15 protein-coding genes are annotated in these 19960 nt (G+C 66.9%); 5 read left to right on the plus strand and 10 right to left on the minus strand.

Annotation, left to right across the window (positions count from 1 at the left end; genetic code table 11):
* Window positions 1-19 precede the first annotated feature (19 nt).
* The 8 genes from EDD31_RS08940 to soxR all read right to left on the minus strand — a co-directional run bounded on the left by EDD31_RS08940 (window position 20) and on the right by soxR (window position 7565).
* A complete protein-coding gene (locus tag EDD31_RS08940) occupies window positions 20-1021 on the minus strand; it encodes an iron-siderophore ABC transporter substrate-binding protein (RefSeq protein ID WP_123303839.1) in 1002 nt (333 codons plus the stop codon).
* Between the two features lie 22 nt (window positions 1022-1043).
* A complete protein-coding gene (locus tag EDD31_RS08945) occupies window positions 1044-2063 on the minus strand; it encodes an ABC transporter substrate-binding protein (RefSeq protein ID WP_123303840.1) in 1020 nt (339 codons plus the stop codon).
* A gap of 18 nt (window positions 2064-2081) precedes the next feature.
* A complete protein-coding gene (locus EDD31_RS08950) occupies window positions 2082-2903 on the minus strand; it encodes an ABC transporter ATP-binding protein (protein ID WP_123303841.1) in 822 nt (273 codons plus the stop codon).
* Entirely contained in the window at window positions 2900-3964 is a 1065-nt protein-coding gene (locus EDD31_RS08955; protein ID WP_123303842.1) for a FecCD family ABC transporter permease, read from the minus strand. Before EDD31_RS08955 ends, EDD31_RS08950 begins: the two co-directional genes overlap by 4 nt.
* The gene (locus EDD31_RS08960; RefSeq protein ID WP_123303843.1) at window positions 3961-5022 is read right to left on the minus strand and encodes a FecCD family ABC transporter permease; all 1062 of its coding nucleotides are present in this window, start codon (window positions 5020-5022) and stop codon (window positions 3961-3963) included. Before EDD31_RS08960 ends, EDD31_RS08955 begins: the two co-directional genes overlap by 4 nt.
* 2 nt (window positions 5023-5024) lie before the next feature.
* Window positions 5025-5876 (minus strand): siderophore-interacting protein, encoded by an 852-nt coding sequence (locus EDD31_RS08965; RefSeq protein WP_123303844.1) that lies wholly within the window; start codon window positions 5874-5876, stop codon window positions 5025-5027.
* Complete coding sequence (locus tag EDD31_RS08970) at window positions 5873-6880, minus strand: ABC transporter substrate-binding protein (RefSeq protein ID WP_123303845.1); 1008 nt, start codon at window positions 6878-6880, stop codon at window positions 5873-5875. The genes EDD31_RS08965 and EDD31_RS08970 overlap by 4 nt, the downstream gene beginning before the upstream one ends.
* A gap of 235 nt (window positions 6881-7115) precedes the next feature.
* Window positions 7116-7565 carry a redox-sensitive transcriptional activator SoxR gene (gene soxR / locus EDD31_RS08975; protein ID WP_123303846.1) on the minus strand — a complete coding sequence of 150 codons (450 nt, stop codon included), beginning with the start codon at window positions 7563-7565 and terminating at the stop codon, window positions 7116-7118.
* 105 nt (window positions 7566-7670) lie between these two features.
* On the opposite strand from soxR, the gene EDD31_RS08980 reads away from it, so the two are divergent.
* From EDD31_RS08980 to EDD31_RS08990, 3 genes are read left to right on the plus strand one after another with little or no spacing between them, the layout of a single operon-like run.
* On the plus strand, window positions 7671-8294 hold the full coding sequence (locus EDD31_RS08980; RefSeq protein ID WP_281270464.1) for a DsbA family oxidoreductase: 624 nt from the start codon (window positions 7671-7673) through the stop codon (window positions 8292-8294).
* On the plus strand, window positions 8291-9220 hold the full coding sequence (locus EDD31_RS08985; protein WP_245991087.1) for an NADP-dependent oxidoreductase: 930 nt from the start codon (window positions 8291-8293) through the stop codon (window positions 9218-9220). Before EDD31_RS08980 ends, EDD31_RS08985 begins: the two co-directional genes overlap by 4 nt.
* Window positions 9217-10587 (plus strand): MFS transporter, encoded by a 1371-nt coding sequence (locus EDD31_RS08990; RefSeq protein WP_123303848.1) that lies wholly within the window; start codon window positions 9217-9219, stop codon window positions 10585-10587. Before EDD31_RS08985 ends, EDD31_RS08990 begins: the two co-directional genes overlap by 4 nt.
* A 370-nt stretch (window positions 10588-10957) precedes the next feature.
* On the opposite strand, the gene EDD31_RS09005 is transcribed toward EDD31_RS08990, so the two are convergent.
* Window positions 10958-11914 (minus strand): acetylxylan esterase, encoded by a 957-nt coding sequence (locus tag EDD31_RS09005; protein ID WP_245991328.1) that lies wholly within the window; start codon window positions 11912-11914, stop codon window positions 10958-10960.
* 407 nt (window positions 11915-12321) lie between these two features.
* Here EDD31_RS09005 and EDD31_RS09015 point away from each other — a divergent pair, with 407 nt between their 5' ends.
* Both EDD31_RS09015 and EDD31_RS09025 read left to right on the plus strand, forming a co-directional pair.
* Entirely contained in the window at window positions 12322-15573 is a 3252-nt protein-coding gene (locus EDD31_RS09015; RefSeq protein ID WP_148058913.1) for an LPXTG cell wall anchor domain-containing protein, read from the plus strand.
* Between the two features lie 433 nt (window positions 15574-16006).
* A complete protein-coding gene (locus EDD31_RS09025) occupies window positions 16007-18982 on the plus strand; it encodes a hypothetical protein (RefSeq protein WP_148058914.1) in 2976 nt (991 codons plus the stop codon).
* Here the strand turns inward: EDD31_RS09025 and EDD31_RS09030 are convergent.
* Window positions 18971-19960 carry an acetylxylan esterase gene (locus EDD31_RS09030; protein ID WP_123303852.1) on the minus strand — a complete coding sequence of 330 codons (990 nt, stop codon included), beginning with the start codon at window positions 19958-19960 and terminating at the stop codon, window positions 18971-18973. The two genes, EDD31_RS09025 and EDD31_RS09030, sit on opposite strands and share 12 nt — an antisense overlap.

The following is a 19960-nucleotide window of genomic DNA, read 5'->3' on the forward strand; positions in this document are numbered from 1 at the left end:
TCCTTTCGGCGGAAGCCAGTTAGTCGTCGAGAGCCTCGGCGATTACCGGGGTGAGGTGCTCGATCGCGTACGCCGTGGACAGCGGCGTGTTGAGGGAGATGGCCGTGCGGGTCTCGGCGGTGACGGCAATCAGGTCGGCGTCGAAGCGCTCGAACAGCCCGTTGTCAGCAATGGGGTCGTACTCGGGCTCGTCCACCATGAAGAGCACGACGTCGCCGTCGAGGATCCCCACCTCCTCGGGGGAGAGCTCCACGCTGAAGGTCGTGCCGTCGTATTGGTCGCGTACCGCCTCGGGCCACTCCAGGCCGAGATCCTCCAGGAAGGCGCCCCGCCCATCGATCGGGGCGAACGCGTAGTAGAGGCTCGCGTCGTAGGTAATGACCGAGACCCCGGTCGCGCCCTCGAGCGCGGGGTAGGCCTGCCGTGCCGCCTCGAACTGCGCACTCAGCTCGCGTAAGAGCTCCTCGCCCTCGTCCGCGCGGCCCAGTGCCGCAGCGATCTGCCGGGTGCCGTCCTCTCGCCCGACCTGCCATCCGCCCATCCCCGCCGGACGCGCGACGGTCGGTGCGATCTCGTCGAGGAGCCGGTAGGACTCGTCATCGACCGCAGTTCCCTGCACGGCGATGATCAGATCGGGCTCCAAAGCGGCGATCTGCTCGTAGTCCACCTCCGTGGTGTAGCCGAGGAACTCCGGCTCGCTGCCGTCGATCTGGTCCGCGGCCCAGGGCAGCAGACCTTCGGAGAGTGCTCCGAAGTAGCCCACCGGGGGGACATCGAGCGCCAGGAGGTTGTCGAGATCGCCCCAGCCGATGGCCACGATGCGTTCCGGTTCGGCCTCGATGACCGTCTCGCCGAACTCGTGCTCGATGGTGACGGGGAAAGCGGACGATTCCGGCGCCTCTTCGGCTGCCGGAGCCTCCGGGGCGGGCTCGCTTGCTGTGCTCGCAGAACAGGCACTCAGCGCCAGGAGGGCGGCGCCGCCCAGCGCGGCCAGCCGGCTGGTGGAGTGCAGGGTGGTCATGGTGGTTCCTCTCGGGGAAGGGTCAGTTGTGGATGACTTCGGCGATGCGGGGCACCAGATGCTCCAGGGCGTAGGGGAGCGAGAGCACGGTGTTGATGGTGATCGCGGCCCGCTGCTCGCGATCGGTGGCGAGAATGGCCTCGGACTGGGCGACCTGGAGCCGGCCGAGGCTCGCGATGTCAGCGGTGACGTCGAAGTCGGCGTCGTCGGCCATGACCAGCAGGAGGTCGCCGTCCAGGACGTCGACGTTTTCGGGCGAGACGTCGATGAAGGCGCTGGAGCCGTCGTCGGCGTCGCGGATTCCCTGCGGCAGTTCGAAGCCCAGCGAGGCGAGGAACTGACCGCGGGTATCCCCGGGCGTGTAGGCGCCGATGACGTCGTTGTAGGGGAGGATCGCGACGGCCGTTCTGCCCTGGAACTGCGGGTGCTCCTCCCGCACCTGAGCGAGCAGCTCCTCGACCTCGTCGTTGAGCGCCCGGCCGTCCTCCGCGCGCCCCAGGGCTGCCGCGATGTGCTCGGTCTCCTCGGCGCGTTCCACTTGCCACGGCGCAGTACCCGCCGGGCGCGCGACCGTCGGCGCAATGTGCTCGAGGTTGCGGTGGATCTCCTCGTCGACGACGGAGTTGATGGTGACGATCAGATCGGGTTCCAGCGCGGCAACGGCCTCGAGGTCCACCTCGGGCTCGGCCTCGAGCCGCACGGGCTGTTCCTCGCCCAGGAGTTCCTCCGACCAGGGGCCCAGGCCGCTTTCCAGGAAGGCCAAGCCCACATAGCCCACGGGCACCACGCCGAGCGCCAGGAGCACGTCAGCTTCGGTGCGGCCGAGCGCCACCACCCGTTCCGGTTCGGCCTCAATGACCGTCTCGCCGAACGCGTGCTCGATCGTGACGGGGAAGGCAGAGGATTCCGGGGCCTCCTCGGCTGCCGAGGTCTCCGGGGTCGCGTGGTCGGCCTCGCCCTCCTCGGAGCCGGCCGCCGAGCAGCCGGCCAGCGCGGCGGCGAGCGCCAGGGTGAGGAGGTATCGCGGTCGGGAAGAGAGCATGGTGCGGGGTCCTTTCGGTCAGGCGGGTGCCTGGGAGGGGGCGAGGGGAGTGGCGCTGCGCTCGCGGCCGAGCGGCACCACCTGGGGAGTGCCGGCCACCGGGTCGGGCACCACGCGGCACCGCAGCCCGAAGGCGTGCTCGACGAGCTCCTCGGTGATGACCTCGTCCGGCGTGCCGGTGGCCACCACGCGCCCGTCCTTCATGGCGATCAGGTGGGTGGCGTAGCGGGCGGCCTGGTTGAGGTCGTGCAGCACGGCCACGAGCGTGCGGCCCTGCAGGTGGAGATCGGTGAAGAGTTCGAGCAGATCGATCTGATGGGCGATGTCCAGGAAGGTGGTTGGCTCGTCCAGGAGCAGCAGCTCGGTCTCCTGCGCCAAGGCGAGGGCCACCCACACGCGCTGGCGCTGCCCGCCGGAGAGTTCGTCCACCAGCCGTGCCGAAAGCTCTGTGGTCCCCGTGGCTGACATTGCGCGAGCCACCGCGGCCTCGTCCGCGGGCGACCATTGCCGCAGGAAGCTCTGGTGCGGGGCACGCCCACGTGCCACCAGGTCCGCCACGGTGATGCCGTCCGGCGCGAGAGAGGACTGGGGAAGCAGGCCGAGGCGCCGGCTGACCTCCTTGGTCTTGTAGGAGGAGATGTCGGCGCCGTCGAGGATGACCTGGCCCGCTGTGGGGCTGAGCAGGCGGGAGAGCGCGCGCAGCAGCGTGGACTTCCCGCAGGCGTTCGGGCCGATGATCACGGTGAAGGCGTCCGGGGGGATCGCGACGCTCAAGTCCTTCGAGATCGGGGCGCCGTCGTAGCCGATGGTGATGTTCTGGGCATGCAGCCGGGAGCTCATGCGCGCTTCCTCATTTCGTGGATCAACAGCCAGATCAGGTAGCTGCCGCCGATGACAACCGTGACGACGCCGACGGGCAGGGGGCGGGGGAGCGCATGCTGGGCGACCATGTCGGCCGCCAGCAGCAGCGCCGCGCCCGTGCAGGCCGCTGGCGCCAGGGTGATGCCTGGCGTGCGGGCCAAGCGCCGTGCGATCTGCGGTGCGGCCAGGGCCACGAAGGAGATGGGCCCCGCTGCGGCCGTGACGGCGGCGGTGAGCGCCACCCCGCCGATCACCAGCCCGAGCCGGACCGGCTCCAGGCGCGTGCCCAGGGCGCGTGCGGCGTCGTCGCCGAGCTGCAGCTGGCCCAGCGACCGGCCCAGCGCGCTCACTCCGATCACCAGAGCGACGATGATGACGCAGCCGGCGCCGGTCTGCTGCCAGGTGATGCCATTGAGAGAGCCGGCGCCCCACGCCGCGGCGCTCATGGCCACTTCAAGGTCGGCGCGCAGCATCAGCCAGGTGTTGAGGGCGCCGAGCATCGCGGACATGCCGATGCCGACGATGATCAGCCGGAAGCCGGTGATCCCGTTGCGGTAGGCGAGCAGGTACACCGCGGCGGCGGTGGCGATGCCACCGACGAGCGCGCCTCCGGCCACGAGGGCGTAACCGCCGCCGAGCACAATGATCACCACGAGCGCCCCGGTGTAGGCGCCGGAGGCGAAGCCGATGACGTCGGGGCTGGCGAGCGGGTTCCGCGTGAGCGCCTGAAAGACCGCGCCGGACATGCCCAGAGCCGCGCCGAAGACCAGCGCAGCCACGATGCGCGGCGCCCGCCACTCGAGCACCACCGTGCGCGCGAAGCTGTCATCCGCGCCGCGGAGGACGTCGAGCAACTGGGCGAGACTGATCGAGTAGCTGCCGAGCGCCAGGGCGAGCACACCACCGGCGGCGGAGAGCCCAGCGAGCACGGCGCAGACCACGATCGCGCGCGAGGAGGCGCGGAGCGAGAACGGCCCCCTGCGCCAGATGCGCTGGCGAGGCCCGAAGTCGATGGCGGAGCGCTCGCTGGTCAGGCTCACAGTCCGCTCACCTTCCTGCGCCGTGCGAGCAGGATCAGTAGCGGGGCGCCCACGAAGGCGGTGACGATGCCCACGGGGAGTTCACCCGGTCGCATCACCACCCGGCCGACCGTGTCGGCCACGAGCAGCAGGATCGGTCCCATGACCACGCAGTAGGCGAGGATCCAGCGTTGTTCCGGGCCGGTGATCCACCGCGCGATATGCGGCACCATGAGCCCGACGAACAGGATCGGGCCGGCCACCGCGGTTGCACCGCCGGCCAGTAGCGTCACGGCGGCGATCACACCGACGCGCACCAGGGCGATGCGGGTGCCGAGTGAGGCGGCGAGATCATCGCCGAGCGCGATCGCGTTGAGCGGGCCGCCCAGGGAGAGGGCGAGCACCAGGCCGCCCAGGAGGAAGGGCAACACCGGCAGGAGCACGTCGTAGCCGCGCCCGGCGACGACGCCGGCGTTCCAGTGCCGCATCTGGTCGAAAGCCGTGGGGTTCAGCAGCACCATGCCGGTGGTGACGCCGGAGAGCACGGCGCCCAGCGCCACCCCCGCGAGTGTGAGGCGCACCGGATCCGGCGCCCCGCCGCTGGAGCCGATCACATACACCGCTGCGGTGACCACGAGCGCACCGAGGAAGGCGAACCACACGTACTGCTGGATGGCACCCACGCCGAAAACCGCGACGCCGAGGGCCACGAAGAAGGCGGCGCCCGAGCTGACGCCGAGAATGCCGGGGTCGGCCAGCGGATTGCGGGTGAGCGCCTGGATCAGCGCCCCCGCGACTGCGAGTGCGGCACCCACCGCGATGGCGGTGGCCGCGCGGGGCAGGCGCATGTCGCGCACGATGAAGTGCTCATCGACAGCGGCGTCGTAGGAGGTGAGGGCCTCGATCACCGTGCTCAGTGCGATCTCCCGGGAGCCGACCGCGATGCTGACCAGCACGGCGGCCACCAGGGCGGCCAGGAGCAGCAGCCAGATGGCGGCCCTGCGGGGTGTGGTGCGCCAGGAGCGCCGCGGCGTGGCCGCACGCGGGCGCGCGGGAGCCTCGATGGTGGTGGCGGACATGATCAGGTCCGTGCCTCGCCCTCGCGCCAGTAGCCGCTGAAGGTGATGGCGTTCTTGGGCACCCCGGAGTCGTGGACCAGTGCCCGGCGCACCTGCTTGACCAGGCCAGCCTCGGCGCAGACCCAGGCGTAGTCGATCTCGCCGCGCGGGGCGTCGCGCAGGAGTTGCTCGATCGAGAAGCCGGGTGGCTGTGACCCGCGCACATGCCAGGCGATCGCGACCTCGGTGTCGATGTCGAGGATGTCGCCGGCCTCAGGTACCTCGATGTGGGCGACATCGGCTGCTCCCGGCCTGGGGCGGCCCGGGGCCGGATCCGGGGACTCCAGGATCGCCGCCAGGGCCGGGACGGCGGTGATGTCCGCGAAGAACAGCTGACGGCGCGTGGTGGGCGGGGGGTTGTACATGCCGTTGCCCTCCACGAAACCCGCCGGGTCACCGCGCCGGGCGTGTGAGGCCCACCGGCTGCCGGGACCGCTCTCGGGGCCGTCGCCGTGCAGCACGATGTCGACGTCGACCTCGCCGGCCTGGGGTCGGTGCTCGCGGATGGTGTACCAGCGCATCTCCGGGCGGTGGTCCTCGGGCATGTCCGCGACCAACCCGCGGGGCGTGGTGCCGGTCGTTCCCTCGGGCGGGAGCTCGAGCCCGCGCTCGCCGGGGAGGAGCAGCGCGAAGAAGTCATCGGGCCGGCAGAGGGAGTAATCCTGGAACTGCGGTGCTCCCAGCGTCACCCGTCGCATGCGCGCGGAGAGGTCCTGCACCTGGTGCACGGTGGTGGCGAAGGCCCGGTACGTGCCGCGGCGCGGCGGCGGTTCGACGCGTTGTTTCGGCGGGAGGAGGCGAGCGAAGCGGCTCATGAGGTGGCCAGCGCTTCGAGCTCGAGGGCCAGCGCCCGGGCGGCGCGGGCGAGGCCCTGGTTCACCGTCAGGTCCACCGAGCGCACCCGCCCGTCCTGAACGGCAGGCAGCCGGGCGAAGGTCTCCGACTCGCCCAGGGCCGGTCGCTCATCGAAGGCGAAGATGGCCAGTGCGTCCACATCGGCCACGGCATCGAGATTCTCCTCGGAGACCTCGTAGTAGCCGTCCTCATCGGTGGGATCGAAGTGCGGCACGTCAATGCCGAGATCCTCCGCGACGGCATAGCCCAGGGAGTTGGTGATGACCAGCATCCCCGGCTCGTTGAGGGCCGTGCCCCAGGCCATGGACATCCCGGCCAGTTCGTCCCCGGACCGGGCGGTGATCTCCTCCACGAGGTCGGTGTACTGCTGGATCTGCTCAGCCGCCGCCTCTTCTCGTCCCAGCTCCGTGGCCTGGTCGAGGAGCACGTCCTGCCAGTCCGCCACGCCGGTCTCCACGCCGAGGATCGGAGCGATCTCCGACAGTCGGTCGCGGCCGTAGAAATCTCCCAGGTACGCGTTCTGGCGCATCACGATCAGATCGGGCTCCAGGGAGGCGATCACCTCGTAGTCGGGCTCGTTGCTGTCGGCGAAGTGGAAGGTGTGCAGGTCCGGAGAGATCAGTTCGTCGAGCTCGTCGAAGAGCGCGCCCTCACGGCCGAAGAAGAACCCGGAGGCGATCACTGGGTAGTCGACGGTCAGGGCGAACTCCAGATCCGCCCGGCCCTCGATGACCACGACGCGCTGCGGATCGGCGGGGATCTCCGCGGAGAACTCGCCGTACTCGAAGTGGACGGTCTCGTCGCTGGACTCCTCGGCGGGTGAGTCAGCCGTCTCGGGCTCGACCGGTTCGGCCTCCGGGTTAGCCGAGGTCGTCGCGGCACAGGCGCCCAAGGTCAAGACGAGCGCGATGGCGATGGCTCCAGGGCGGGACAGTCGTGTGGACAGGGGGAAGCGGGCAGGCATGGCGACACTCTCAGCCGGGGGTAAGGTCAGGCTTACCTTATAAGCACGAGATGCCTTGTTGTAAATCTGGTCCAGGGGGTGGTGGGGCGGTGCGAGGAGGGCGCTCCTGTCGTCAGGGGCTGGCGGTCCTGGCTCAGGGCCTTCGCGGAGCTAGCCCGGAACTGGCAGAGCAGTCGTGGGGTGGCCGGTGGTGATCACGAAGGGCTGACCGCGTCCATCGCGCGAGTGGAGGTCTCTAAAGAAGGCGCTGTGGTCCTGGTCCACCCGCACCGAGAATGTCATCCGGGTTGGAGTATGGGCACGACTGAAGTGAGAGGCAGCCGCAGCCGATGCAGTTGCTAAACCTGTCGCGCAGCGCTGTCAGGTGCTCAATGCGATTGGTCAGATCTTCCCGCCACTCTCGCGAGATCCGCGCCCAGTCCTTCTTCGTGGGGAGCCCGTGCTGGGGGAGCCCGTCAAGCGCATCCTTGATGCGGTCCAGGCTGATGCCCACTCGCTGGGACGCCCGGATGAAGGCGAGCACACGGAGAGTGTCGCGACGGTACTCGCGCCGGTTGCCTGCGGTTCGCCTGCTGTGGATGAGGCCCATCGACTCGTAGTAGTGCAACGTCGATACAGCTACTCCGGCGCGGTCGGCGATCTGTCCGGGCTTGAGCCAGAGAACGTCCTTGGGTACCTGGCGCATCGTCGCCGACTCCTCACCGGTCAGCTTGACCTCAAGTGGACTTGACGTAGTCCACTTTAGATCAAGCGAACTCGACGAAGGAGCCTGGTGATGATCGGTGTGGATATGTGGGCGGACGTGCGATGCCCGTGGTGCTGGATCGGCATGCGGCGTCTACAGCGCGCCCGAGGAGCACTTCCTGAGCAGGTGCGGGTGCGGCGGCGGAGTTTTCTGCTCGAACCCGAAGGGCCGGTCAGCCCGGGCCGCGCCACAGCACACGTTGCGAGGAGCGAATGGGGCATGACGGCCGAGCAGTGGGAGTCCAAGAGCCGGCACATCCGGAGCGTGGGGCGGGCTGAAGGGGTCGAGATCAACCTGGACGGAGCGGTGATGTTCGATTCCCGTCGGATCCACCGGCTCCTCAAACTTGCTGAGGCCACGGATTCCGTTGACACCGATGCTGCGTGGGACTCCGCTTTCGCGGCACACTTCGGCCACAACAGGAACTTGGGAGAGGCCGAGACGCTGCGCGAACTGGCGACGTCCTGGAGCGTCGATGGCGTGGGGCTAGAGCATGCACTGGCCGGCGCGAGCTTCGCCGATGAGGTCATTGGTGATCAGGAGGACGCGCGGCGCTTGGCGATCAGCTCCGTGCCGACGATCGTGGCAGCAGACGGCCGACAGATCTCCGGCATGGCCCCGCTCGACGAACTGACCGACTTCCTGGCGGCCGCAGGAGTGGTCTCGTGAGCGCGATCATGCGAGCGGCGGCAATCGACAGCTTCGGTGGGCCCGAGGTGCTCCGGGTGCGCGAGATGGATCGCCCCGTGGTGCCTGCTGACGGTGTTCTTGTGCGAGTGATCTCTGCGGGGGTTCAGCTCACCGACACGGCGATCCGTGCCGGCTGGACGCCTCCCGGTGCCCTGATCAGGTTCCCGCAGATTCTCGGCAACGAGTTCTCCGGATTCATTGAGGAGGTCGGTGCCGATGCGGACGACTTCCGAGTCGGTGACAGGGTTGCCGGCTTCAGTGTGCTGAATTGTTACGCCGAGTACGTCGCCGTGCCGCAAGCGCAGATCGTGCGGAAGCCGGAGAGCGTGACGTGGTCGGCGGCCGGGGCGCTCTCGGCCTCGGGGCAGACCGCTCACACTGCGTTCGAGGAGCTCGCTGTGGCCGCAGGCGAGGTCGTGCTCGTCTGTGGTGCTGCTGGTGGAGTGGGCACGATCTTCACTCAGCTAGCCGTCCGCGCCGGCGCGACCGTCATCGGGACCGCCAGCGAGGCCAATCATGACTACCTCAGGTCCCTGGGTGCTGTTCCCGTGGCCTATGGGGACGGGCAAGGCGATCGCATCCGCGCCATGGCGCCGCGCATTGACGTCGCCCTCGATGCGGCCGGGCACGAGAACCTGCGCACCGCGCTCGAACTGGTGGCCGATCGAGATCGAGTAGCAACGATCGTGGACATGGCGCTGGCAGCCGAACTCGGATGCCGGATCGTGCGCAGCCGCCGTAGCGCCGACCGCTTGGCCGATCTCATGTCACGGCTCGAGCGAGGTGAGTTGGACGTGCACATCCGCCGTCACTACCGACTTGATCATGTTGCTGACGCGCACCGCGAGGTGGGAACCGGGCACGGGCGCGGCAAGGTCGTCCTCGAGATCGGCCAGATGCCGTGAGGGCCCGTACTCCCGATCTGCAGGAGAAACTGTGGACGGCGCGAACGTGGCCGTTCATCGCCAGTGTGCTGGCATTGATGACCTTCATTGCCTTCGAGTCCTTTGCCGTCACCACCGTCCTCCCGGTCGCGATGGCCGACCTCGGGGATATCGGGTGGTACTCCTTCGCCTATGCAGCCACGATCACCACCGCCCTGATCGGTATGGTCGTCGGCGGCAACTGGGCCGATCGATCCGGGCCTCGTGTGCCGTTGATCGTCGGCGGGAGCATATTCCTGTTCGGCCTGGCCCTGAGCGTGGTCGCACCGGAAAGCGTGACCTTCGTTCTCGGGCGGCTCCTGCAAGGAATCGGCGGTGGGATCGACTCGGTCATTCTCTACGTCCTCATTGCCCGCCACATTCCTGAAGCTCCGCGGCCGCGCATGTTCGGGCTCCTGACCGCCGCCTGGCTCGTCCCCTCCCTGGCCGGGCCCGTGATCGCGGGAGCTTTGACCGATCTCATGACCTGGCGTGCCGTGTTCGGGATCGTCCTTGCCGGAGCCACCGTCTCGCTCCTGGCGCTGCTGCATGTCACCCGCACCCCTGTGCGGCCACGCGAAGCCGGCGCCGCACGGCCTGAACGTGGCGTGTGGTCGGGGATCATCGGGCGGAACGGAGCGCTGGCCTGCCTGGCCGCCGCGTTACTCGTCGCCCTGCACCTGAGCAGCCAGCTCAGCCCACCCGTCTCGGTCCTGGTCGTGGCGGTGGCCTCCGTCGCGCTCCTTGCCACAGCGCGCATCATCCTCCCTGCGGGGACGCTCCTCCTGCGCGGCGGACCTCAACGGCTCGTGGCGCTCCGCGCCATCCTGGGTGCCACCGTCGCTACGACCAACCTGTACTTGACGCTCTACCTCCAGAGCGAACGCGGCTACCCGCCCACCACTGCGGGCCTGGTCATCGCGATGGGCGCCAGCGGATGGGCGCTGGGCGCCTGGGTTCAAGGGCGCTTTCCCGCCACACAGGCCAGCCATCGGCGTCTCGTTCTGCAGGCCGCGCTGCTGGTTGCGACCGGGACGGCTCTGGTGCTGATCTACACGGGCATCGGCCTGCCGCTCTGGGGGCTCGTCATCGGATGTCTCGCGATGGGTGCAGGTATGGGCACTGCCTACCCCCGGCTCGCCAGCGCCACACTGGCGCTGGCAAGCACCCAGGACCACGGTGCTTACAGTTCCGCCCTGCAGTCAGGAGAAAGTATGGGGATCGGCGTCACCACCGCGCTCATCGCCGTCGTGCTCGCTACCGGGGCCACCTTCACCTTGGCATTCGGAATCCTCCTCATGCTCGCCGGGGCCGGCATCGTGATCGCACTGCGTGGCGCAGTCACGTAGTCGGCCAAGTTCACGGTGCGCGCGCACAGCCCGTGCTCGCCGGGGCGGACATGCGGCGCCAGCTCCCACTCGGGGGTGTAGTCACCAGTGAACTGCGGGCGGTACGGGATGGGGCGCCGGTGAACAGCCTTTTCAGGCGCCGGTGAAGGTCGTCTCGGGCGTGCTCGTAGTCGGAGAGGCGGTCGGCGCGGGGCGGCACCTCCGCGAGCTCGAAGAAGACGGAATCGTGCGCCGCACCGCCTATCCGGACGTGCCGCCCCGCGTGGAGTACGACCTCACCGCACGGGCCCGGTCCCTCGAAGCGCTGGTGACGGCGATGGATCAGTGGGCGGTGAGTTCGCCGAGCAGCAGCGAAGATGTGGCGGGGCCCTCAATCGGAGCCGAAGCGCTCGCGCAACCACTCGACCTGTCGAAGCCAATGGCGGTAGCCGCCCCCCTCGTGAGCGTTGTGTTCGTACACCTCGAGGCTCTTGTCTTGCGAAGCGAGGTTGTGGAAGGCGGCGAAGGCGGTCGACGGCATGGCGACGCCGTCCATCAAGGAGGTGGACATGTAGGTCGGGATGGTCACGCGGTACGCGAGCTCGGCCCCGTCGGTGTACGCGAGAGTGCGGAGCACCTCCGGTTCGCGACCGTGGTGGACGCTGAGGAACCGGGTGATCTCCGTGATGGGTGGCTGCGGTGTGATGACGATGCTTCGTCCGGCATCGCAGAGCAAGGGCGCGCAGGGCATAGCAGCAGCAACCCTGCGGTGGAGCGCCGCTGCGGCGAGAGCGAGTGACCCGCCCTGGCCCCTGCCGGTGACGGCGATGCGAGAGGCGTCCACGAAAGGGAGTTCGGCGACGGCGTCCACCAAACGAAGGGCATCGGTGTACAAGCGCCGGTAGTAGAAGGTCTCGGGATCGAGAATGCCTCGAGTCATGAACCCCGGCACTGACGGGCCCGTGCCGTGCGGATCGGCAGTGTGGCCTGCCGTAAGCCTCGTGCCTTGGCCCCGGGAGTCCATGATGACGCTCACGTATCCGCAGCTTGCCCAGTGGAGGCGCTCGCCCGGGAGTCCCGCCCCTTCCCCGTAGTCCAGGAACTGGAGCACGGCGGGGGCGGGGGCGGAGGTCGTGGGGCGGACGATCTGCGCCTGGATGGGATCGCCGGCGTACCCGGAGAAGGTCAGGTTCTCGATGAGCACGGTACTCACCGGGCTGGCTTCCCTGCGCAGGTCGGCAGGTTGAGCGGCCTGGCGTGCACTCTCGATGGTCTGGTTCCAGAAGTCCTCGAAGTCTGCGGGGCACGTCCGCGGCGCCCGATGGCGCCACAGCTCCTCGAGTGGCATATCGGTCACGCCTGACGTCATTGGTTGCTCCGGTCCCTTGTGGTGAGGCAGATCTCATAGTAGCCTGCGGGACAACGTTGTTTCGGTTGGTTGAGCCACAGTGTTGTGGCGGGAGGGAGAGGTTTCTGATGCGGAGACTCTCTGGTGTGTTGGTGTCGGGGGTTCTGGCGGCGGGTGTGGTGGCTGTGGGGCCGGTGGGTGGTGCGGTGGCTGTTCCTGAGGGGGTGGTGGATCCGTTGGAGTTGGCGTTGAGTGGGCCGGATCAGCAGCGGTCGATGAGTGTGCCGGAGAGTCGGTTGGTGTTGAATCCGCAGAATTTCTATTTGGCGGAGTCGGAGTTTGAGCAGAGTACTGGTCCTTCGATGCCGTTGGGTGCGGGGTATTACGCGTATGACGAGGCGGTGACGATGCCTCGGTTCTTGGAGTTGTATGAGGGGGTTTCGGGGGAGCCGCCGGTGTTGGCGGATGATCCGGATGCGATCGAGATTGGTTTTGCTGATGAGTTCGAGGAGCTGTCGCAGGAGTGGGTGTTGGAGCCTGGTCTTGGTGTGACGGTTGATGATGGGGTGGCGCTTCTTGAGGTGTTGCCGGATTCACCGGTTCCGTGGCCGGCGATGGCTCGTGAGATCACTGTTGATGTGGATGTGACTCCGGTGTTGCGGGTGGCGTTGCCGTCGGTGAGTGGTCAGTGGGCGTTGAAGCTCAATGACGGTGGTGCTGTTGATATCGATGTGCAGCCGGGTTCTTCTGCGGGTGGTGTGCATAGTTTCGATATTGCGGCCCTGACGGGGTGGAGTGGTGAGCAGACGTTCTCGATCAAGTTGTTCGCCGTGGGTGGGGATGCTTCGATCGCGGTGGAGAGTGTGCGTGTGCAGGGCCAGCAGGCTGGTTTTGTGGACAACTTCTCCTCGGAGACGTTGGAGTGGGATGTGGGTCAGGGGTTGGAGACTGTGCTGGCCGATGGGACGTTGAGGATCACGGTGGGGCCGGACTCTGCTCATGGCTTTGGTGCTGTGCAGCGTGGTGTCGATGTTGATCTGGATGCTTTCCCGGTGCTGCGGTTGGCGTTGCCCAGTGTTGATGGTGACTGGGCGTTGAAGGTCAACAATGGTTCTGGGGACGATGTGGATCTTGAGCCGGGTTCGAATGCTTCTGGTGTGTTCAGTTTTGATGTTCCTGCCGCGACGGGTTGGTCGGGTTCGCAGTCGTTCACGATCAAGTTGTTCGCCGTGGGTGGTGGCGCGGAGATCGTGGTCGACAGCGTGCGGTTGGTGAGTGCTTCCCAGGGCCAGGAGTGGGTTCGTGGTGCTGCGGAGTATGAGAACTTCTGGTCGCCGGCGTCGTTGGATTTCTCTGCGACGTATCCCGGTGGTGCGGCGGTCTCTGGTGCGGATGCCATGGTGGGGCTGGACTCGGTGGTGCGTGAGTTCGAGATCGATCAGGCGCCCGGTGAGGGTGAGGTTCTTCGTGTGGCGGGCTCCTTTGTGGGGGCTGTGGAGGTCGATGCCGATGCCGGGGTGATCACTGTTGCCGGGGATCACGTGCGTTACGCGGTGGCGATCCCGGGCATGGAGGATGTGTACTTCTTCGAGTCCATTGAGGAGCTGGAAGCTGGTGGTCCGGCCTCGAGTGAGCCGACCTCGCGGATGGGTGTGTGGGCCGCGGCGGTGCCGGAGTCGGCCAGTCAGGTGCGGATCGGGGCGGGGTTCTCCGTTGATGACAACGCCCAGGCGGTGGCGCGTGCTCAGGCGGCGGCTGCGACGCCGATCGCGGATGCTCGTGCTGAGCTGGTGAGTTTCTGGGCGGATGCGTTAGCTGGTGTTCCGCATCCGCAGGACTTCTCGTTGCTGGGTGTGGCCGATGATGGCGGGCTCAGTGATGACCAGGTGCGTAGCGCGTACTACCGGGCCTTTGTGGCGCTGTATTCCAACGTGTTGCCCCCGCAGCCTGAGACCGGTTTCGCGTATCGCACGGTGGCTACCGGTAAGCCCTCGATGTGGAACCACGGAGCTCCCGGGGCGCAGTCTGCTGCGGCGTGGGAGAGTTTCATCGGTGTCCAGTTCCTGGCCTATGTCGATCCCGAGGCGGCCTGGGATTCCTTCAATGGGCTGATGTCACTGGTTGATGAAGATGGTTCCCTGGCTGGGGAGAGCCTGCCCAGCCGGAAGGCTCAGGCGGCTTGGGTGCTGTATGCCATGACCGGACAAAGCCAGGAGTTGGCGTACAGCTATGACGCGTTGATCCGGTTGCTGCAGTGGCAGGCCGATAACCCGCGCTGGATCTACGGCGCGTATGACAATCCCGGTGAACGCGACTCCGAGTTCGTGACCACCTTGATCATCGATATCGACTACGGCATTCAGATCGCTGAGGTCCTGGGCCACGATGACGACATCGACATGCTCAACGACCTCCGCGAAGAACTCCTGACCGGCTACCACCACCACTACTGGGACACTCCGCACGATGTGCCCCCGAGGCAGTACCTCTTCCCGGGCGACCCGGACTGCAGTGTGCGTGGCGGCTGTTACGGCAACCTCTTCCAGACCACGATGGCCCTGCACGTGGACGGGCTCGAGGAGCAGCGGGCAGATGCCCTGCTCGCCTTCTTCGACTCGGTCTACGATCCAGCAGCGCAGTTCGCAGGAACCGCAGATGTGAAGTACCCCAACATGTCCTACACCGTCTACGGTCTGCTCGATCATGGGCGGTCGCAGGACGCGCAGACGCTGACCAGTGCGGTGTTGCGGGAGATCATTGGCAGTGGTTCGTTCGCGGAGGCCTATGACCCTTCCGAGGATGGCCCAGTGCCGGTGGGGGTGCGTCCGTCGATCTTTGGGCTGGCCACAGTGATCGATGCGGTCTGGCTCAACAACGGCTACCGCATGGACCTGGGAGACCCCCACGCCCTGCTCGCCCCAGCAGCCACCGGCGGCCTGCACGGCATCACCTACCGCGGCCAGACGCTGAACACCGAGGTCAACGCTGCAGCCGGTGAAGTGACCTTCTCCGGACCCGCGGTCGCCGCGACCGAGGAATGCAACACCATCACCGGCGTCCAGGTCGGCACCACCATCGCCCTGCCCACCCAATGCGAAGGCACCGACCCCGACCCGACCGACCCCGACCCCACCGACCCCGACCCGACCGACCCCGACCCGACCGATCCTCCGGGAGAGCCTGTCGCCACGCCGGATGAGGAGCTCGGTGAGGATGTCCGCGGTGACGTGAGTGTTCCGGAATCGGCCGAGCGGGGCGAGACGATCGATGTCACGGTTCCGAGTGCGTCGGGGGAGCAGGTGCGCGTGTGGCTGCACTCGGATCCGGTGCTGCTCACGACCGGGGACGTGTCCGCTGATGGCACCATCGCTGCCACGATCCCGGAGGGTGCCACCCTGGGCGATCACCGGATCGTCGTGCAATGGGCCGATGGTGAGCTCATCGGCTGGGCACCGATCGAGATCGTGGCGGCGCCGGTCTCCGGTGGAGGAGTGGACGGCGCAGGTGCTGCCGGAGGTGACGCTGCCGGGAAATACGGTGCCCTACCGAACACCGGCGCCGGCGGCAGCACTCACCTTGCCTTGGCTGCCATCACCGCGATGCTGCTCGGCGGTCTGATCCTGGCGGTGCGACACCGCGCGCTCACGGCAGGTCGCTGAATCACCCTGGCGCCGCCCTGGTCATCGTGGCCAGGGCGGCGCCAGAGCCGTCTGACCAGGCACTGACCCTCCCGTGTGAGGTAGGCAGTCCGCCGCGTCCTCGTTGTTTCGGTTGGTTGAGCCACAGTGTTGTGGCGGGAGGGAGAGGTTTCTGATGCGGAGACTCTCTGGTGTGTTGGTGTCGGGGGTTCTGGCGGCGGGTGTGGTGGCTGTGGGGCCGGTGGGTGGTGCGGTGGCTGTTCCTGAGGGGGTGGTGGATCCGTTGGAGTTGTCGTTGAGTGGGCCGGATCAGCAGCGGTCGATGAGTGTGCCGGAGAGTCGGTTGGTGTTGAATCCGCAGAATTTCTATTTGGCGGAGTCGGAGTTTGAGCAGAGTACTGGTCCTTCGATGCCGTTGGGTGCGGGGTATTACGCGTATGACGAGGCGGTGACGATGCCTCGGTTCTTGGAGTTGTATGAGGGGGTTTCGGGGGAGCCGCCGGTGTTGGCGGATGATCCGGATGCGATTGAGATTGGTTTTGCTGATGAGTTCGAGGAGCTGTCGCAGGAGTGGGTGTTGGAGCCTGGTCTTGGTGTGACGGTTGATGATGGGGTGGCGCTTCTTGAGGTGTTGCCGGATTCACCGGTTCCGTGGCCGGCGATGGCTCGTGAGATCACTGTTGATGTGGATGTGACTCCGGTGTTGCGGGTGGCGTTGCCGTCGGTGAGTGGTCAGTGGGCGTTGAAGCTCAATGACGGTGGTGCTGTTGATATCGATGTGCAGCCGGGTTCTTCTGCGGGTGGTGTGCATAGTTTCGATATTGCGGCCCTGACGGGGTGGAGTGGTGAGCAGACGTTCTCGATCAAGTTGTTCGCCGTGGGTGGGGATGCTTCGATCGCGGTGGAGAGTGTGCGTGTGCAGGGCCAGCAGGCTGGTTTTGTGGACAACTTCTCCTCGGAGACGTTGGAGTGGGATGTGGGTCAGGGGTTGGAGACTGTGCTGGCCGATGGGACGTTGAGGATCACGGTGGGGCCGGACTCTGCTCATGGCTTTGGTGCTGTGCAGCGTGGTGTCGATGTTGATCTGGATGCTTTCCCGGTGCTGCGGTTGGCGTTGCCCAGTGTTGATGGTGACTGGGCGTTGAAGGTCAACAATGGTTCTGGGGACGATGTGGATCTTGAGCCGGGTTCGAATGCTTCTGGTGTGTTCAGTTTTGATGTTTCTGCCGCGACGGGTTGGTCGGGTTCGCAGTCGTTCACGATCAAGTTGTTCGCCGTGGGTGGTGGCGCTGAGATTGTGGTCGACAGCGTGCGGTTGGTGAGTGCTTCCCAGGGCCAGGAGTGGGTTCGTGGTGCTGCGGAGTATGAGAACTTCTGGTCGCCGGCGTCGTTGGATTTCTCTGCGACGTATCCCGGTGGTGCGGCGGTCTCTGGTGCGGATGCCATGGTGGGGCTGGACTCGGTGGTGCGTGAGTTCGAGATCGATCAGGCGCCCGGTGAGGGTGAGGTTCTTCGTGTGGCGGGCTCCTTTGTGGGGGCTGTGGAGGTCGATGCCGATGCCGGGGTGATCACTGTTGCCGGGGATCACGTGCGTTACGCGGTGGCGATCCCGGGCATGGAGGATGTGTACTTCTTCGAGTCCATTGAGGAGCTGGAAGCTGGTGGTCCGGCCTCGAGTGAGCCGACCTCGCGGATGGGTGTGTGGGCCGCGGCGGTGCCGGAGTCGGCCAGTCAGGTGCGGATCGGGGCGGGGTTCTCCGTTGATGACAACGCCCAGGCGGTGGCGCGTGCTCAGGCGGCGGCTGCGACGCCGATCGCGGATGCTCGTGCTGAGCTGGTGAGTTTCTGGGCGGATGCGTTAGCTGGTGTTCCGCATCCGCAGGACTTCTCGTTGCTGGGTGTGGCCGATGATGGCGGGCTCAGTGATGACCAGGTGCGTAGCGCGTACTACCGGGCCTTTGTGGCGCTGTATTCCAACGTGTTGCCCCCGCAGCCTGAGACCGGTTTCGCGTATCGCACGGTGGCTACCGGTAAGCCCTCGATGTGGAACCACGGAGCTCCCGGGGCGCAGTCTGCTGCGGCGTGGGAGAGTTTCATCGGTGTCCAGTTCCTGGCCTATGTCGATCCCGAGGCGGCCTGGGATTCCTTCAATGGGCTGATGTCACTGGTTGATGAAGATGGTTCCCTGGCTGGGGAGAGCCTGCCCAGCCGGAAGGCTCAGGCGGCTTGGGTGCTGTATGCCATGACCGGACAAAGCCAGGAGTTGGCGTACAGCTATGACGCGTTGATCCGGTTGCTGCAGTGGCAGGCCGATAACCCGCGCTGGATCTACGGCGCGTATGACAATCCCGGTGAACGCGACTCCGAGTTCGTGACCACCTTGATCATCGATATCGACTACGGCATTCAGATCGCTGAGGTCCTGGGCCACGATGACGACATCGACATGCTCAACGACCTCCGCGAAGAACTCCTGACCGGCTACCACCACCACTACTGGGACACCCTCGACGGTAAGCCGGCCCGGTGGTACTTCCCTGGTGATCCAGCGTGCACGCCCATTGGTGGATGTTACGGAGACGATCTGCACGATCTGCAAACCACGAGTTCGCTCCACATCCCTGATCTTGATGCGGTTCGACGCCAGGCACTGGAAGCGCACTTTGATTCCGTGTTCGCTCCAGGCACGCAACTGGCGGGATTCGCCGGCGTCAAATACACGAGCCTGTCGCATACCGCCTACGGGCTCTTCGATCATGGCAGGTCGCAGGACGCGCAGACACTGATCAACTCGGTGCTCCGCGACTCCATCGCCAGTGGCTCCTTCGCTGAGGCTTACAACCCTTCCGAGGATGGCCCAGTGCCGGTGGGGGTGCGTCCGTCGATCTTTGGGCTGGCCACAGTGATCGATGCGGTCTGGCTCAACAACGGCTACCGCATGGACCTGGGAGACCCCCACGCCCTGCTCGCCCCAGCAGCCACCGGCGGCCTGCACGGCATCACCTACCGCGGCCAGACGCTGAACACCGACGTCAACGCTGCAGCCGGTGAAGTGACCTTCTCCGGACCCGCGGTCGCCGCGACCCAGGAATGCAACACCATCACCGGCGTCCAGGTCGGCACCACCATCGCCCTGCCCACCCAATGCGAAGGCACCGACCCCGACCCAGTCGACCCCGACCCCACCGACCCGGCGCAGCCCGAGGGCACTGACCCCATTGACCCCGAACCGATCGAACCCGAACGGACGCAGCAGGAGGCCGCCGGGTCGGTAAGCGCGGATCAGGTCTCCGGGCCAGTCGCTGCACCGGGCGGGGACCTCGCGCAGACCGGAAGTGCCGTGGAGCCGGGCGTGATCGGCGCAGCTCTCGGCGCCCTCCTCATCGGCGGTGTGTTACTCGGCCTACGCCGGCAGCTGTCACTCGGCTGAAGGGCCGGGCAGGCGCTGGCGGAGCCAGTCCACCTGCCGGGCCCAGTGCACTGTGCCGCCACCCTCATGACCGTTGTAGGGGTAGACGGCCATCTCCTTCTCGGCACTCTGCAGCTGGTGGTAGGCGGCGAAGACCGTTGACGGCAGGGAGATGTCGTCCATGAGGGCCACCGATATCAGCGTTGGTGCAGTCACAAGCCCGGCGAAGCACGCGCCGTCCATGTAGGACAGGCTGCGCAGCACCTCGGCGGTTGAGTCCTGGTGGACAGTGAGGTACTGCCGGATCTCTCCGGCTGCGGCCGCGGACGCCCTCGCGATGAAACGTTCGAAGTGGCACAGGAAGGGGACGTCGGGCATCACCGCGCGGACCAGCGGGCTCAGAGCAGCCGCTGCCAGGCACACCCCGCCACCTTGGCTCACTCCCGTCACGGCGATGCGAGCCGGGTCCACGATGTCCAGCCGGGCAGCGGCCTCGACCAGGAGCACGGCATCTGTATGGAGACGCCGGTAGTAGCTCGTGCTCGGATCGGAGATCCCGCGCGTGAGGAAGCCGGGGGCCGCGGACTCACTCCCGTGTGGGTCCGCCGTCGCCCCCGGGCCGGCATTCGGCCAGGCGCTGCCCTGCCCCCGGGTGTCCATGACCAGGTGGGCGAAACCGCTGGCTGCCCACCCCAGCCGATCTGTGGGCAGTCCTCGGCCCCCGCCGTAGCCGATGAACTCGACGACGACCGGAAAGGGTCCTGCGCCCAGCGGATGGAGCAGCCACGCCCTGATCGGGTCGCCGCCAAAACCGGAGAAGGTGAGATCCCAGGCCTCGAGTTCGGACAGTGGTGTGCGGGCTCGCTCCGCGATGGTGGGGCCGGCCAGCGACCGCGCCTCCTGCAGGGTGAGCGACCAGAACTCCTCGAAATCCGCTGGCCGGCCGACCTCCGGCCGGTAGGACCAGAGCTCCTCGAGTGGAGAATCAGTGAGCGGCAC

It is taken from the genome of Bogoriella caseilytica (assembly GCF_003752405.1).
GTDB classification, from domain to species: Bacteria; Actinomycetota; Actinomycetes; order Actinomycetales; family Actinomycetaceae; genus Allobogoriella; species Allobogoriella caseilytica.